The sequence below is a fragment of the Microscilla marina ATCC 23134 genome, from assembly GCF_000169175.1.
In the GTDB taxonomy this organism is placed as follows: domain Bacteria; phylum Bacteroidota; class Bacteroidia; order Cytophagales; family Microscillaceae; genus Microscilla; species Microscilla marina.
Genome location: NZ_AAWS01000002.1, coordinates 312,910 through 329,218 on the forward strand (window position 1 = coordinate 312,910; position 16,309 = coordinate 329,218).

Sequence of the window (16,309 nt, forward strand, 5' to 3'; positions counted from 1 at the left end):
CAGCGCTCGAGGTATGGCAAACAAAGCGTAAATAAACCTTGTAGAATAAAATATTATGCATTCATACTATTTTTGCATTATTTAATTGTGTTGTGCAATTAAATATTTATATATTGCTATGTAAGCTTTTAATAAAATCAATGATTACGAACACCCAATCAGGTGGTAAATATAGGACAAGCCGAACAGCCGGTCACCAATAATTTCAGACGCAATCAATCTAAATTAAATATATACCACACATGAACTATTTAAAAACCAGAACATTGTGCTGCCTCTGTATGGCAGTACTTGCATTCATGCAACTAAGCCTTAGTTATGGGCAAAACAACAACTACCTAATAGGAGTGGGGATTTATGATGTCACCGGGCAAATTGCCGAAACCAATTGTGGGGGGTACGCCCAGTTGCTGCACCGAAACAAAGGCATTCGCGATCGCCAATATGCCAGGGCTTATGTAATGCAAGAGCCCAACGGTAGCCCGGCAGTGTTTGTATGTATAGACAAATGGGCAGTGAGCCAGGCAGTAAACCTTGCTGTGATACAAAAGCTCAAAAGTAAATATGGCGGGCTTTTTAGTGATGCAAACGTGGTGATAAGTGCCACCCATACCCATTTGGCCTCTGCGGGTTATTCACACTATAGCCTGTACAATACCTCTACCGGAGGGTTTTGGAAACCGAACTATGACAACCTCGTCAATGGAATATTCAATGCCATTGTGCGCGCTAACGAAAACAAAGCGCCTGGACGCATTTATTACAACAAAGGCTCACTTACCAACGCCAGCATCAACCGTTCTTTGGGGGCTTATCAGCAAAACGCCGATGTAGATAAGTATGCCCATAGCATAGACGACGAAATGACGGTGCTTAAGTTTGTGCAAGGCAACCAAGAGGTGGGAATGATTTCGTGGTTTGCAGTACACCCCACCAGTTTGTCGGGAAACTATAAGCATAACAGTGCTGATAATAAAGGGTTTGCTGCCTTGACGTTTGAGCGAATGAAGAACTCCTCTTACGCTACTTCGGGCGCGTTTGTAGCTGCCTTTGCCAATAGCAATGCCGGAGACATGTCGCCTAACCTACACCTGCCCCCGGCAAATGATCATAGATCAAATGCCACCGGACCCGGCAGCAACGAAGAAGAAAGCACCAAAATTATTGGCAGTCGTCAGTTTCAAAAAGCCCTGAGCCTTTACAACAATGCCCACATTCAGCTTACTGGATCTATCAAAGTAGCATCGCGGTATAATGACTTTTCTAACCTTTTGGTGGCTCCAGAGTTTACTAATGGTCAGTTTCAGACCACTTGTAAAGCTGCCTTAGGCATGTCATTTATGGCAGGTGCCGAAGATTGGCGTTCTGGCATCTCCCGCGAAGGGATAACCAAAGATGCCGACTATGGATTGGCGATCGACAGATGCCATGGGGAAAAACCGCTGGCTCCTTTTTTCTTTATTGGTAGCAACGACAACAACCCAGGTGCCCCTAAAATACTGAGTACTACGCTGATGAAAATAGGGCAATTGGGCATACTGGCAGCCCCGGCTGAGTTTACCATTATGGCGGGGCGTCGCTCGCGCGAAACGGTACAATCGGTAGCGGGTACCGGGCTTGAGCACTTGGTTTTTGCGGGGTATTCTGACGCCTATGCGGGCTATGTAACCACGCGTGAAGAGTACGCCAGCCAACAATACGAAGGTGCAAGTACTCATTTCGGTCCCTGGACTTTAGCCGCTTATCGTCAGGAGTTTAAGCGCCTTGCCACCAAAATTGCCAATCCCGCGGCCAGCCCCTGGGGCAACAGTACGGCTCCTCAACCTCCAGTAAAATCTGCTCCCCTCAATATGGCAGCCCATATTTTTTTCGACGACAAGCCCTTGTTCAAAAGTTTTGGCGATGTGCATAAAAACACCTCAAGTCATTATGCTAAAGGGAGTACGGCTAAAGTAGTTTTTTGGGGTGCCCATCCCAACAACGACCTCAAAACCAACAGTACTTACCTGACTGTAGAGCGTTGGAATGGTAGCAGTTGGCAAGCGGTGTATTATGACCGTGACCCTATTACCAAACTTACCTGGGACCGCAACGGGGTAGCCAACTCTCACATTACGGTAGAGTGGTGCATTCCTGCCAATGAAGCATCAGGCTATTACCGTATCCGACATTTTGGCAAGTGGAAAAACGGCTTTACGGGGAAGTTAAAAAACTATACTGGTACCAGTCGTAGCTTTTTGGTCAATTAGTGACAAGCGATAAGCAAACCAACACAAAATCAATCCCCAAACAAAATCAGTCAATGATTATAACAATAAAAAAATGAAACAACTTACCTCAAAAATATATATGATTTGTTGCCTGTGGGCAATGAGCCAATTTGCCTTTGCGCAAAGTGTACAGTTTGAACCCGTGCACACAAAAAGTCCTTTTGTTGCCTCTTCGGAGAGCACCATGGCTTTTGCCGACGTCAACGGAGACCAAGCGCCCGATTTACTCATTTCTACTTATAATGGCGAAGATTGCGCCATTAAGTTATATACCAACGATGGCAAAGGAAACTACCAAAATGTAACCCAATTACCTTTTGAAAAACTCAGCCGTAGTTCGGTGGCTTTTGCCGATGTAAATGGTGACCAAGCGCCCGACCTGTTGTTGAATGGTTTTCACGCAAAAAGTTTCCAAGGTATTACCAGGCTCTACCTCAACGATGGCAAGGGTGGTTTTGCCGAACAAAAAGAAGCCGCTTTACAAGGGGTTGACTTTGGGGCTATAGCTTTTGCCGATGTAGACAATGACGGTGACCAGGATATTTTCTTGAGTGGGGTAGATGCTCAACTAAAGACTGTAGCACGAATGTATATCAACAATGGCAAGGGAAACTTTCAGGAAACCACCATCTCGGTGCAGGGCTTGGCGCGTGGGGCTGCTACTTTTGCCGATGTAGACGGTGACCAATTGCCCGACTTATTACTCACTGGGGTCAATGCGGCGTATGTGCCTACTGCCCAGCTTTACAAAAACAAGGGCAATGGACAATTTACACTGGTAAAAAACACCCCTTTTACCGGAGTACACGGCAGTGCGGCAGCGTTTGCCGATGTAGACAATGACCAAGACCTGGATGTGCTGATTACGGGCTTGAACAAGTTGAAACAAGCAACCACTATTTTGTACCAAAACGATGGTTTGGGCAACTTTGAACGGGTAGAAAATACGCCTTTTCAAGGAACAAGCGATGGGGCGGTGGCTTTTGCCGATATTGACGGTGACCGTGATGCGGATGTACTTATTACCGGGCTTGACCAACAACAACGCAAAATAGCGACTTTGTATCAAAACCAGGGAAATGGGCAGTTTGCACTGCTCAAAAATATGCCGTTTGCCGGGGCTGGTCTGGGCAGTATTGGCTTTGCTGATATTGACCAAGACAATGATTTGGATGTGATGATTACGGGGGCAAATAACGAGGCAAAGCCTACCACTCAGTTGTATAAAAACGGCCATGACTTTAATGCAGTATCGTCCAAGAAGCCTCAAACTGCCTTCGCCCACCTTAAGGTGTATCCAGTGCCTAGCCTGGGGAAGGTAACTATAGAAGCCACAGGTTTTGCTGGTACGTATCAGTTGGTAGACTTGAATGGTCAGAAAATAGCCGCAGGCAAGATCAATGCTAGAGGAAGAACTCCGATTGTGTTGCAGCAACGCAACCGGGTGTATATGCTCAGGGTTACCCGCGAAGATGGGCAGGTGTTTACTTATAAGTTGATTAATAAGTAACTAAAGTTACGCAGACCTACTTATTTTGATGGTTATATGGCTTTATTGCTCAATGGTTGGGCTACGCATTGCGTAACAATATAGCCATTCAACAATAGAAACAGGTGACCTTCAGAAAACTGCGTAACTTGAGTAAGTATAGTAGCCAATCTTAGCTGCCCAATAGTTTTGTTAAGGTGCCAGATGACAAGTGAAAAATTGTGGTCTGGCATTTTTTTATGTCGGCCACTGAATGGTGATCATTAGATATGTGTGAAGTACTTTAAAAGTTTTGCCCGGCTTTTTGCTTCGTTGAGCTAACCGTCAGGCTAATGTTTTTTTCACCCAGTGAAACCTCTTTCAGTGTCCAAGTTTTGGCGATTCGATCAGCGTGTGGGGACACTCGCTGAGGCGGTGACGGTATTTTTAAGTGAATTGTTTACTACAATACTCCGCAGTGATTTTAGTCAAAGTTGGTTGCTGGTTATAAGTTATTTATGAATTTAAAAACTATTTAATTGGGTGTTTAGGCATAAAAGAAACACTTTTAAAAGTAAAGTGTGTACGCAATCTTAATATAAAATACTGGTTTACAGCATTTAACAAAGTGAACATTTACTCGAATCAGTTTCTAACTATCAAATTTGTAAACAACTGAAAATAAACACTTTACAAACTTGATAGCTCCCTATGGAATAGGGAATAGCACCGATATTCATCGGTATTTAAGGACTTGCGACTTGTCGCTTAAAAATTGCCCCTGCAGGCGCTATGGACTTCCATCTACCGATTTTATAAACCCTTAAAAATCAATGTATTATAAAACAGGTAGCAGGCTTGCAAACCAGCCTAAAGCTAATGGCTAAAGGCTAATAGCTTTAGGCTGTAGAAGCTATGGACTATTATTACTATTTTCTTCTTAACCTAATGGTTATAGTGTTTCCACAAATCACAACGCCTTAGCAGCACTGATTATCAGGTCAAACTTTACTCAATTTTTTTAATTAATTTTTCGTCGCCATCTTGCTAATATAGTTTTGGTAAATGTCGGGTTTTTGAGTAATTTTAATAAAAAAACGAAGCTAACATTGCATGTCAGAGTTCTTTTCTAAAAAGATAGAGTTTTTAAAAGGAGTGGGTCCTGCGAAGGGGGAGTTGTTAAACAAGGAATTGGGTATTTTTACCTATAGCGACCTTATACTGTATTACCCTTTTAAGCATGAAGACCGCACCAAGGTGCACCGCATTGCCGAACTAAACGAAGGTATGACCGCAGTACAGTTGAGTGGTCGTATTATACGTACCCAAGTAATAGGCGAAGGACACAAAAAACGTCTGGTAGCTTATTTTGGTGATGGCACCGGTGAAGTAGAGTTGATTTGGTTTAAAGGGGTAACCTGGATGCAAAAGCAAATCAATGCCAACGCAACTTATTTGGTGTTTGGCAAACCTCAGTTTTTTAACCATAAATTTAGCATAGCCCATCCCGAAATAGAATTATTGAATCCTGCCGAACAACAATCAGGGTTTTTGCAGCCAGTGTATACCGTCACCGAAAAAATGAAGCGTAAATATGTATACAGCAAAAACATAAGCAAGATGTTGCGCACCTTGTTGCCTATGGCATACCAACACATAGAAGAAAACCTCTCCGAAGCCATCTTGCAGCGTTATCGCCTGATAGCCCGCCGCGACGCTGTAGTAAATATTCACTTTCCTAAAGACCAGCAATGGCTCAAGCGTGCCACTACCCGGCTCAAGTTCGAAGAGTTGTTTTATATTCAGCTTAAGCTGCTCAAAGAACAGAAACACAAGAAAAAGATATACCAGGGGCAAACCTTTAAAGATACCAGCCTTATCAAAGATTTTTATGAAAAACACCTGCCCTTTGAGCTGACTGATGCCCAAAAAAGGGTTTGCCGGGAGATTTACCGCGATATGGCTTCGGGCAAACAAATGAACCGTTTGCTACAGGGTGATGTAGGAAGTGGTAAAACAATTGTAGCATTTATTTCTATGCTCAGTGCTATAGGCAGTGGTGCCCAGGCTTGTATGGTGGCTCCTACCGAAATACTGGCCGAACAACATTACCAAGGCTTGAAAAAGTTTGCCGATAAGTTGGGCATTACCATTGACATACTGACGGGGTCTACCCGCACCCGCGACCGAAGGGTACTACACGCTCGCCTCGAAAATGGCAACCTGAAAATTTTGGTTGGTACCCATGCCTTGTTCGAAGACAAGGTGCAATTTGATAACCTGGGACTGTGTATTGTAGACGAACAACACCGATTTGGTGTAGAGCAAAGAAGCAAGCTGTGGAAACGCAACAGCGAAAACCTATACCCTCATATTTTGGTAATGACTGCCACTCCTATTCCACGTACCTTAGCAATGACCCTCTATGGAGACTTGGATGTGTCGGTGATTGACGAGTTACCCGCCGGACGTAAACCTATCAAAACGGTACACCGTTACGATGCCCAAAGATTGCGTATGTTTGGGTTTTTGCGGGAGCAAATTGCTCTGGGGCGGCAAGTATACATTGTGTATCCTTTGATAGAGGAATCGGAAACTCTGGAGTATAAAAACCTGATGGATGGTCATGAGAGTATTCAGCGGGCTTTCCCCGATCAACACTTGAGCATTGTACACGGGCAAATGAGTTCGGTAGACAAAGACTTTGAAATGCAACGTTTCAAAAAAGGGGAAACCCAAATTATGGTGGCCACTACTGTGATTGAGGTGGGGGTAGATGTGCCCAATGCCACGGTTATTGTGATAGAAAACGCCGAACGCTTTGGCTTGTCGCAGCTACATCAATTGCGTGGCAGAGTGGGGCGTGGTGCTGAGCAATCGTACTGTATCTTAATGACTGATTACAAAATTAGTAAAGAAGGGCGTACCCGTTTAGAAACAATGGTGAAAACCAACAATGGTTTCGAGATTGCCGATGTTGACCTTAAGTTGCGTGGCCCAGGCAATATGATGGGTACCCAACAAAGTGGGCTGATGAACTTACAGATTGCGGATTTGGCTAAAGATGGTAAAATATTGCAGGAAGCCCGAAAAATGGCACAGGAGATCATAGAAGAAGACCCTGAACTGGAAAGCCTGGAGAATAGTAAAATGAAGGAGTTTATGAATTTAGATCAGAAAACCCAAACTCAGTGGAGCAGGATTAGTTAATATGCTTAATAATTAAGAGCGGCTTTAATTATTCTTTTCAAAAAGTGTCCGTTGTGCGTATCGATGCTGGTATATATTATTGAACTCAAGGGGAGTTCAGGTAAAAATATAATAAGGATTATGAATATAGTAGCAAGAATTAGTATTTCAATTGTTGTTTGTTTGTTGGTGGTGGGTATTTTCCATGCCATTGCTATAGTTGTTTTTGGTGCAACAAGCGTAGAAACAGCGGCTTTTATTGGCGTGGCTGCATTTTTTGGCATAAACGAATTGCTCAAGACAAGAAGGTAAGCAGTGCAGTGGATAACACCTAAAGAAAAAAGCGGATGATGTTTCAACACCATCCGCTTTTTTCTTTAGCTTTTTGCTAAAAGCTCTGCACACTTACCTCACCAGGGTAACTCGCCCAAATTTCTTGATTTTGGTTCCTGGCGATTTGACATCTTCATAAATAGCGCGCCACACATAAGTGCCATTAGGAGCATCAAAACCGTGCGCTGTTCCATCCCATTGGTTTTCTTGCGATTTAGAGAAGTAAATCAATTCGCCCCAGCGGTTAAACACCCTAAAGTCAAGGTTAAAGAAACCCTTGCCAAATATCTGGAGCCCATCGTTGGTGCCATCGCCATTGGGCGAAAATGCCGTGGGTACCAAAAACTTCACTTCGCATACGTCTTGTACCACTACCGAGTCTACTACTACACAACCCGCCGAAAAGCGAATGGTTGCTATATAAGTACCTGCGGCGTTGACCGTAATTTGGTTAGTGTTTAAACCTGTGTTCCAGGTGACCGATTCGGCAGTATTGGTACTATCGGCAGTCAGGCTAAGGGTTTCTCCCTCTTCTACACATAGGTAAGCGGTGCGTTCGAGCCCTAGTACATTGGCGGTGGGCGGAGCTGGCGATACCGCTATTTTGGAGGTGGGCAACGTGCCCGATACTACCCGAACACTTGCGGTGGCCCGGCACGAGTTACGGGTAACAGTGACCGAGTAAGTTCCTGCTTCGGTTACCTGGGTTGTTTGGGTATTGGCTCCATTGCTCCAGGTATAACTACTAAAACCTGCCCCGGCGTCCAGCGTAAGCGTATCGCATACAATGGCTTCTTCGGGAAGCGCCAAAATGATGGTATCTACAGTAATGGTAAACGAAATGGTAGAGTCACATCCAGCATCATTGGTAGCTTTTACCGAAAAACTGGTATCGGCAGTACTGCGAATGGTATAAGAAGCTGAAGTTCCGGTGGCAGTAGAGCCATCAGGGAAAGTCCATAGGTAAGAGGCAATGTTGTTGGGGCCACTGGCATTAAAAGTGGTGCTGGTTCCTGTACAGGTAGGGTTGGGGTTGCCACTGGCACTTACAGGTATTTTGCTCACATTATAACCTGCCGAATACACCAGCCCGTCGTTGGCACTGCGTCCGTGTACATACGCCAGCAAACCATTGCCCCCCGACAAGGTTGCTTTACTAAACACCCCACTGGGTATAATAGTGCTAATATCTACCGTCGCATGTACATAGTCTGTACACACCGCATATTGGGTAAAAGACCCCGCTGGTATGGCTTGTCCGTTGAGCTGTAGGGCGTTTTGGTTGCCATCAGGAATGATGATGGTAAGGTAGCGGTTGGCTACCGAAGAAGTGTTAGTAGTATCTACCGAAAAAGTAACCTGATCTACGCTTTGTTGTACATGGTTGAGCACCACCATGGCAGGATTGCCATCTCCGGTAGCTGCACCCCCATTACCGTTACAATTATTTCCTTTCATAAACTGGGTAATGGTGACTGGGGCAGATGCTTCGAAACAAGCTGGGCGGGTAAGGGTGTCAATGGTAACTGCTTGTCCCTTGTTAAGCGTAATGGGGTTGTTGTCCAAACTATCGATGGTGACTGTAGTGCCATCGGTAGAGGCTACTATTTTTACGCCGTAATTGGTGATTGCTCCCCCCGAAGGAACCGTGAAAAAGCGGGTGCCCCAAGTTTCGAAAGGGTACATTTGGCTCATCATGTGGTTGGTAGCAGTACAGCCTTGGGTTAAAGTTTCGCCTCCGGCAAAAGTAAGTACTGGTTTACAGGCTTGTACCCGGTAGCCGCTCAGGTCGGCACCAGTAATTACGTGGGTTTGCCCGGCATTGAGGGTAACTGTAGTAGCCGCCCCGCCCGAAGGAGTCAGTATAACATCGGTAGCATCTACAGTGGCTACTACCGCAAAAGATGAATTAGCCTCTGGAGTAGTCACAAAATAATCGCTAAAATTGCCTGTGATAGAGCGCGTCCAGTCCTGTGACGAATCGTGAGGGTATACCACCGTTCCGTCCAGACTTCCGGTTTTGCTATTGAGCAAATACACGCTTACGTTTTTGTCTGACCGCAGCTTAAAACCAAAGTCACCAGTACCCGCACTGGCAATGTTTCCTACAGGAACATCAATAATGGCTGATTTATCGGTAGTGACTGCCTGGTTGATGTCGGTAAAGCCACCATTGGCGGGCATACTTACTGTTACATTGGCAGTAGAGTCGTTCGAGGTCACCATTATTCTTAAGTTGGTAGCTCCGGCATGGGGCAAAAATGCAAACCAAAACTCTTGTCCTTCGGTGGCAATTTGTGCCTGAGCCGATGAAAAAGAAAGGCTTGAAAATGCGCTCACTACCAGGCAAAACCTTAATAAACTGTATACTTTTTTCATACGAGGTATATTCATTCCTTTATGAGATTTTATTCAAAGCTTGTTTAACACTATTACTTTTGATACAACGAAGAGTTGGGGTTTATATTAAAATCCAAATAGGATTAAAAACCCCTATGTAAAAAGCACAAAAATAGGAAAAAGTATGTAAAATAAACCAAAAGCTATAGAGGAACCTTTATTTTGAAAAGCCTCTATAGCTTTGGGCAAAGTATTAGGCGTGAGCGTTGGCAGCAATTACCTCAAAATCGTAGGTGATATTGGCAGTTTTTTCCAGTATTTTAGCCACCGAACAATACTTATCCAGGGACAGTTCTACCGCTCTTTGTGCTTTTTCTTTGTTTACATCGCCAAACAAACGGTAATGCAAATGAATACTGGCAAAAAGTGCTGGAGTTTTGTCTTTTTCCCGTTCGGCGGTTATAGTTACTTTGATGTCTTGCAGGTTTTCTCTTTGCTTTTGCATTATATCTACAATATCTATAGTACTACAGCCACCTATACCCGCCAGCATCAATTGCATAGGGCTAAAGCCCAAGTCGTGCCCTCCGCTTGCTGCACTAGAGTCAAGCTGTATTTTATTGCCTCTTTCGTTGGTGGCTTCCATGTGAAACGCATCATTGAGTCGTTCTATTTCTATTTTCATCTTCCAGTTATGTTTAATGTAATTGAATGAAGCTGCAACCAACCAGCCCTAAAACTACTTCAAAGCCCTGATTGCGGTTGTTGTTTAGAGGTCATATTTATGAATGATAAAAATCATTATTCTAATTGATAAACCTCATTAGAATTTACAATTTTAGAATTTACCTTTGAAATATCAAATCTGAAAGAGATTAAGCGCTTGTTTAGCTGAGTATGTGTGCAGAGAAACAGCGCAAAGACGATGTGAAAACATCAGAGTTTCCAAGACAAGAACTTTGTCGTGCGTCTATGTTCAGGTCGTTTTGATTACGCCCAAATATGGACGCAGAAAATATAAAGGCAACCTTCTAAAATGGGTTATTGCCCTTTATGTTGCCACAAAAATATCAGCTAAACACACAGCATATCGAAATGAAATAGGCATGTAAAAATGTTCTGGGGATGAAGTGTTGAGCGAATTTTTTGCTTAGTGATCTGGAAAAAATAAGATGTGTCAATTCAAGAAAATATATTGTTCTCAGACGATTCAAAAAAAACGGTGCATAGCCAAAGCTATGAAGCTTTTTTTTTGAGAAGAATGAGGGCAATAGATACACTTTAATGGCTCAAATTATTTATGAAAGATCACTTAACACTTTTTTTGTTGGGCATTGTTTCTTTGTTCAGGTCAGCAGCTTCTTTAAGCTTTCGTTATTTCTTCTATAAATTTATCCCCAATCCCTCTCATTTCTCCAAAAAAACTTATCTTTCGCCTTTGTTACAAAAACATTGTTTGCAATGAAAAAAGGCCTGTGTCTATTCTTGTTTTTTGTGGGGGTGTTGCCCGTCATACAAGCATTTATGGTAAAACCTCCCACCGACCCAAAACCTCCTGCCTGGGGTTTTTTTGCCCACCAACGTATCAACCGATTGGCGGTGTTTACTTTGCCATCAGAGATGATTACTTTTTATAAGTTTTATATTGTTTATCTCACCGAAAACGCCATTAACCCCGATGCACGCCGCTATGCTGTAAAAGGAGAAGCCCCACGCCATTTTATAGATGTAGATGTATACGACCACCAGTACAATGACAGTGCAGTATATAAAATGCCCCGAAACTGGAGAGATGCAGTAAAAAAACATACCGAAGACACTTTGCAGGCGTATGGCATTGTACCCTGGCACATCAACTTTATGAAATATCGCTTGACCAAAGCATTTAAAAACCGTGAAGCAACCAAAATATTACGCCTTTCGGCAGAAATAGGGCATTACATTGCCGACGCAAACGTGCCTTTGCACACTACCGAAAACTACAATGGACAACTAACCAACCAAAAAGGGATTCACGGTTTTTGGGAATCGCGTTTGCCTGAACTTTACTCAGATAATTATAATTATTTTGTGGGCAAAGCCAAGTACATTAAAAAACCTCAGCAAACTGCCTGGCAGGCGGTAATCAATGCCCACGAAGCCCTCGACTCGGTGTTGAGGTTTGAGCGTGAACTCACCAAGCGTTTTTCGGCAGACAAAAAATATACTATAGACGAGCGCAATGGCTCTAACATACGTACTTATTCTAAAAAATTTTCGAAGGCTTTTCATGACAAGCTTGCTGGTCAGGTAGAGCGACGCATGCGGGCTTCTATAAAAATGGTAGGTGACTTTTGGTATACCTGTTGGGTAGACGGTGGACAACCCGACTTGAGCAAAATGCTGGACAAAAAGTATATAGAGGAGGAACGCAAACGCTTGGAAAAAGAACGAAAAGAATGGCGGGAAAAACAACAGCAAAAAAAGCTTAAAATCCGTAGCCATGAAGCCGCCCTGCAGCATCAAATACACAAGTTGCCTCACCAGGGGTGTTGCCATGCGTATGCCCGTTATTATACCTATTTAAGGAAAAAGATGCAAGATTCAAATAAAAGCCTAAAACGTTGAAAATCAACAAAACTATTGGCAGACTGTTAGAGTTATAAGTATGGTCACTTTTCCAGAGTTGAGGTAACAGTAAGTAATGCGCAGGCGTTTCGTTTGTTTGACCTGATCGCCAACGTGTGTATAAAGTAATGATGATGCTGATGCCTCAAACAAAACCAACAGTTTACAGCCTGAGATTTAGAGCTTGCCAACACTGTAGATTGACAAAACAGCAAACACATTATGGACAAACCAGTAAATACACAGACGTTAATAAAAGACCAGGGAGTACCCCGCATTGTAGTAGTTGGAGGAGGGTTTGGAGGGTTGGAACTAGTAAAGGGACTACGAAAAATGAATGCACAAGTGGTGTTGTTTGACCGCTACAACCACCATACTTTCCAGCCTTTGCTTTATCAGGTGGCCACCTCTGGGTTGGAAACTGGCTCTATTATATACCCTTTCCGAAAATCGCTGAACCGCCAAAAAAACTTCTTTTTCCGTTTGGGCGATGTAAAGCATATAGACGCTGACAACAATCAGGTAGAAACCTCGATAGGCAGTGTAAAGTATGACCATCTTGTAATAGCCACTGGAGCCACCACCAACTATTATGGCATGCAAGACATTGCCCAACACGCTGTACCACTCAAAGAAATACAAGATTCTATTTTGCTGCGCAACAAAATTATTAAAAACTTTGAAAATGCCCTGCTTACCGCTGATCACGAAAAGCGTAACAGTTATATGGATTATGTGATTGTGGGGGGAGGACCTACTGGTGTAGAAGTAGCTGGAGCATTGGCAGAACTCAAAAAACACGTGTTTCCTAAAGATTACCGTGAACTAAACCTCATGGAGATGGATATTCACCTGGTAGAGGCTGGACCAAGGTTGTTGGGAGCCATGTCAGAAAAATCGGGAGCAAAAGCCCAACAGTTTCTTGAGAAAATGGGGGTAAAAGTACACCTGAATACTTCTGTTAAATCTTATGATGGGTACCGAGTGACCTTGGGTAGCGACGAAGAATTGATTACTAAAACTTTGGTATGGGCGGCAGGAGTAAAAGGGGCACCCATTGATGGCATTCGGGTAGAAAGCATGGTAGGGGGCAACCGTCTAAAAGTTAACCATTTTAACCAAGTAGAGGGCTACGATAATATTTATGCCGTAGGCGATATTGCTGCAATGATAGACGATGACAACCCAAAGGGACATCCTATGATGGCACCGCCAGCCATGCAACAAGGGCGACACCTTGCCAAAAACCTCCTCAATAAATATGAGAAAGATCGTCCGATGAAACCATTCAAATACTTTGACAAAGGATCTATGGCTACCATTGGACGTAACAAGGCGGTGGTAGAAATGCCTAACGGTAGTAAAACCCAAGGTTTTTTTGCTTGGCTGATTTGGATGTTTATTCATTTAATGTATTTGGTGGGCTTTCGTAATAGACTATTGGTGTTGATCAACTGGGTGATGAGTTATTTTAGTTATGATAAAAGTAACCGTTTGATCATAGGACGCACCGGAGTAGAAGATTTTCAGGAAAAGGATAACGTAATAAAACCAGGGAATCCTCAGTTAAGTAAAAATCCCTAAAACCCCTTGTGTTAAATACTCTATAATATATAAATGTTTGTATTTATTGATGAATACCTTTAATTTAGGTGTTTTATTTAAAACATTGATTGATATAACATAAGAGTTGGATGAAGATTACAAACTCAATTCAGGGAGAAAACGGGCACTTTTTATTACTAACCAATATTAAATGTCCGGCAGCTTTAGATTTTGCTTATTACCCACATTTGGCAGTTTGGGTAAATGAAAAAGGAGAATTTCAGAAAATAAGCCACGAAGACGAATACAATGCTTTGTACTTAAAACACAAACATCAGGCAGTACACTTTAAAGGAGATGTGACATTTGTGGCAGAATTTGTTTACCACGATTTCGACAATTTTATAGAGGTAAAAGATACCAATGGTCAATTGTTGCATGAGGAATGCCTCGGCGAAGATGATGATTGGGGCGTGTTTACTGATATAATGGAATATAGATAAGACTTAACACCTGTCAACAGGAACACGTTTATCACTTGCGTTTAAACAAACTCTAAAAACCCGTATTTCAATCAATTGAAGTACGGGTTTTTAGGTTTGGTACTCTAGTGCATCAGGGACTAAGTAGTTTATACACTATTTCGAGTTTATTTTGGTGGCTGTCAAACCTCCAAAAAACGAGCATAGCTTAAGCTACGTGAGTTTTTTTAGGTGAAGTCAGCAGGCAAAAGAAGCCGAAAGACGTGAAAGGAATTTAGTACCCAGAGCACTAATTTGTCACACAGATTTTTTAATCAAACAATTCCTCAATGGGTTGCCCGGTAGCAGCATTGGGCAACTGCAAGTGAAGCATCATAGCGAGGGTAGGAGCGATGTCTGTGATATGAATACGACGCACTGAACTGCCGTGGTCTATACCTGCACCATAAAATATAATGGGCACGTGGGTGTCATAGTTATAGCCCGACCCGTGTGATGTACCCTGTTTGGCGCGTTTGTTTATTCTACCTGTAGGCGACCAAGCAGGCAACCAGGCAGGATTAAGCACAAAAAACACATCACCTGAACGCTTCTGGTTATACCCTTTCTGTAATTTGCTTACAATGCCGTGGGTGTAATTATTCCGATGCAAATCGGTAGCTGTGTAGGTTTTGTAAATACCCTCAAACTGCAACAGAAAATGGGCTGCATCTCTTTGTACCTTTTCCAGACTGATGTTTCTTTCTTTGATGAGCTTACGGTTTAAAAATACCTGGTTGCCCGCATGCAAAATCCATTTACCTACGCCATACTTTTTGGTCAAATAGTCTCTAAGTTTAGAAAAATAAATACGCAAAGGAGCATAACCACCTGCTATGCGGTGATCTCGCAAATACTGGGGTACATCTACCACTGCATGGTCGGCCGTCAGAAAAAGTACATAATTGTCTTGCCCTACTTTTTTGTCGAGGTGAGTGATCAACTCTGCAATTTCACGGTCTAAACGCAAATACATATCTTCCACCTCTATTGAACGAGGTCCAAAGGCATGTCCGGTAACATCGGTAGACGAAAAACTGATGGCAAGCATGTCAGTTTCTTTGCCTTGCCCCAATTTTTCTTTATTGATTGCCTCGATGGCCATTTTTTGCACCAGGGTATTGCCAAAAGGCGATGCTACCACCAAATGGTATTGGGCGTTTTTCTTGGCGTATACTTTTTTTAGTTCAGCAAAATTGTAGGGAAAGGTGGGAGCCTTTTTTCCCCTGAGTACTTGCTCATAAGGCGTGTTATCTCCAGAGCTTTCACGATACTGGCTAATGGGTTTGAGGGGGCTCCAGGTCTGAGTTAAAAACTTGTCAGAAAGTCCTTGTTTGTTGAAATTCTCTACCCAATTGGGCAGCTTGTTCATGTAATAATTGCTAGTGATAAATTGCCCCGTAGAGTAATCATACCAGTAAGCTGCGTTGGCAGTTCGTCCTCCGGGTAAAATGGCTCCTCGGTTTTTGATAGATACACTGACTACCTTTGACCGCCAGTTAGATGCCAGACGCAATTGATCGCCCACGGTTGTTGCCAATAGGCTGACAGGCGAATTTGCCCCACGGCGGGTATTGCTGCCTACAGTTTTTACGCTGCTATCTTCTACACAGTTAATCGTGCGGTTTTTTTCGCGTGTATACCATCGATTGCCAATAATACCATGATTGGCAGGCGTAGTGCCTGTATATACCGAAGCGTGCCCAGGACCAGTATAGGTAGGAGTATAGTTGTAATGGGCATTTTTTGCCAAAAATCCTTTGTTGATCAGTTTCTTAAAACCGTTTTTGCCATACTGGTTATAGTATCTAAACAGGTAGTCGTAGCGCATTTGGTCTACCATAACGCCCACTACCAGTTTAGGAGTAGAATGTTGTGTTTGTGCCTGAGTAGTGATGCCTGCCAAAAGGAGGGTTAGCAGAAATAATTTTGTGTATTCCTTCATTTTTAAGCGAATCTAAACAATGATTTGATAAAATAAATACGGGTTGATTTACAAGATTCAAATATACACGACAAAGCCCAAACTTAGAGAT

At 43.0% G+C, this 16,309-nt stretch carries 10 protein-coding genes; 7 read left to right on the forward strand and 3 right to left on the reverse strand.

Annotation, left to right across the window (positions count from 1 at the left end; translation table 11 throughout):
* The first annotated feature begins 242 nt into the window (after positions 1–242).
* The 4 genes from M23134_RS02500 to M23134_RS02520 all read left to right on the forward strand — a co-directional run bounded on the left by M23134_RS02500 (position 243) and on the right by M23134_RS02520 (position 7,239).
* Positions 243–2,249 carry a neutral/alkaline non-lysosomal ceramidase N-terminal domain-containing protein gene (locus M23134_RS02500; RefSeq protein ID WP_082226507.1) on the forward strand — a complete coding sequence of 669 codons (2,007 nt, stop codon included), beginning with the start codon at positions 243–245 and terminating at the stop codon, positions 2,247–2,249.
* A gap of 73 nt (positions 2,250–2,322) precedes the next feature.
* Complete coding sequence (locus M23134_RS02505) at positions 2,323–3,780, forward strand: T9SS type A sorting domain-containing protein (protein WP_002693616.1); 1,458 nt, start codon at positions 2,323–2,325, stop codon at positions 3,778–3,780.
* A gap of 1,071 nt (positions 3,781–4,851) precedes the next feature.
* The gene (recG, locus tag M23134_RS02515; RefSeq protein WP_002693621.1) at positions 4,852–6,948 is read left to right on the forward strand and encodes an ATP-dependent DNA helicase RecG; all 2,097 of its coding nucleotides are present in this window, start codon (positions 4,852–4,854) and stop codon (positions 6,946–6,948) included.
* 120 nt (positions 6,949–7,068) lie between these two features.
* On the forward strand, positions 7,069–7,239 hold the full coding sequence (locus tag M23134_RS02520; RefSeq protein WP_157558302.1) for a hypothetical protein: 171 nt from the start codon (positions 7,069–7,071) through the stop codon (positions 7,237–7,239).
* A 93-nt stretch (positions 7,240–7,332) separates the two neighbouring features.
* Here the strand turns inward: M23134_RS02520 and M23134_RS02525 are convergent, their stop codons facing one another.
* The gene (locus M23134_RS02525; protein WP_045112845.1) at positions 7,333–9,654 is read right to left on the reverse strand and encodes a T9SS C-terminal target domain-containing protein; all 2,322 of its coding nucleotides are present in this window, start codon (positions 9,652–9,654) and stop codon (positions 7,333–7,335) included.
* A gap of 199 nt (positions 9,655–9,853) precedes the next feature.
* On the reverse strand, positions 9,854–10,285 hold the full coding sequence (locus M23134_RS02530) for an OsmC family protein (protein WP_002693629.1): 432 nt from the start codon (positions 10,283–10,285) through the stop codon (positions 9,854–9,856).
* A gap of 776 nt (positions 10,286–11,061) precedes the next feature.
* On the opposite strand from M23134_RS02530, the gene M23134_RS02535 reads away from it, so the two are divergent.
* The 3 genes from M23134_RS02535 (at position 11,062) to M23134_RS02545 (ending at position 14,255) form a co-directional block, all read left to right on the forward strand.
* Positions 11,062–12,207 (forward strand): zinc dependent phospholipase C family protein, encoded by a 1,146-nt coding sequence (locus M23134_RS02535; protein ID WP_002693633.1) that lies wholly within the window; start codon positions 11,062–11,064, stop codon positions 12,205–12,207.
* A 222-nt stretch (positions 12,208–12,429) separates the two neighbouring features.
* The gene (locus tag M23134_RS02540) at positions 12,430–13,791 is read left to right on the forward strand and encodes an NAD(P)/FAD-dependent oxidoreductase (protein WP_002693635.1); all 1,362 of its coding nucleotides are present in this window, start codon (positions 12,430–12,432) and stop codon (positions 13,789–13,791) included.
* Between the two features lie 110 nt (positions 13,792–13,901).
* Complete coding sequence (locus M23134_RS02545) at positions 13,902–14,255, forward strand: hypothetical protein (protein WP_002693637.1); 354 nt, start codon at positions 13,902–13,904, stop codon at positions 14,253–14,255.
* A gap of 289 nt (positions 14,256–14,544) precedes the next feature.
* Here the strand turns inward: M23134_RS02545 and pafA are convergent, their stop codons facing one another.
* Entirely contained in the window at positions 14,545–16,218 is a 1,674-nt protein-coding gene (gene pafA, locus M23134_RS02550; protein ID WP_075163979.1) for an alkaline phosphatase PafA, read from the reverse strand.
* Positions 16,219–16,309 lie beyond the last annotated feature (91 nt).

Bases quoted from the DNA above. Each gene is read 5' to 3' on its own strand.
- M23134_RS02505 (WP_002693616.1), top strand. From the start codon at position 2,323: ATGAAACAACTTACCTCAAAAATATATATGATTTGTTGCCTGTGGGCA.
- pafA (WP_075163979.1), bottom strand. From the start codon at position 16,218: ATGAAGGAATACACAAAATTATTTCTGCTAACCCTCCTTTTGGCAGGC.
- M23134_RS02545 (WP_002693637.1), top strand. From the start codon at position 13,902: ATGAAGATTACAAACTCAATTCAGGGAGAAAACGGGCACTTTTTATTA.
- M23134_RS02500 (WP_082226507.1), top strand. From the start codon at position 243: ATGAACTATTTAAAAACCAGAACATTGTGCTGCCTCTGTATGGCAGTA.
- M23134_RS02520 (WP_157558302.1), top strand. From the start codon at position 7,069: ATGAATATAGTAGCAAGAATTAGTATTTCAATTGTTGTTTGTTTGTTG.
- M23134_RS02530 (WP_002693629.1), bottom strand. From the start codon at position 10,285: ATGAAAATAGAAATAGAACGACTCAATGATGCGTTTCACATGGAAGCC.
- recG (WP_002693621.1), top strand. From the start codon at position 4,852: ATGTCAGAGTTCTTTTCTAAAAAGATAGAGTTTTTAAAAGGAGTGGGT.
- M23134_RS02535 (WP_002693633.1), top strand. From the start codon at position 11,062: ATGAAAAAAGGCCTGTGTCTATTCTTGTTTTTTGTGGGGGTGTTGCCC.
- M23134_RS02540 (WP_002693635.1), top strand. From the start codon at position 12,430: ATGGACAAACCAGTAAATACACAGACGTTAATAAAAGACCAGGGAGTA.
- M23134_RS02525 (WP_045112845.1), bottom strand. From the start codon at position 9,654: ATGAATATACCTCGTATGAAAAAAGTATACAGTTTATTAAGGTTTTGC.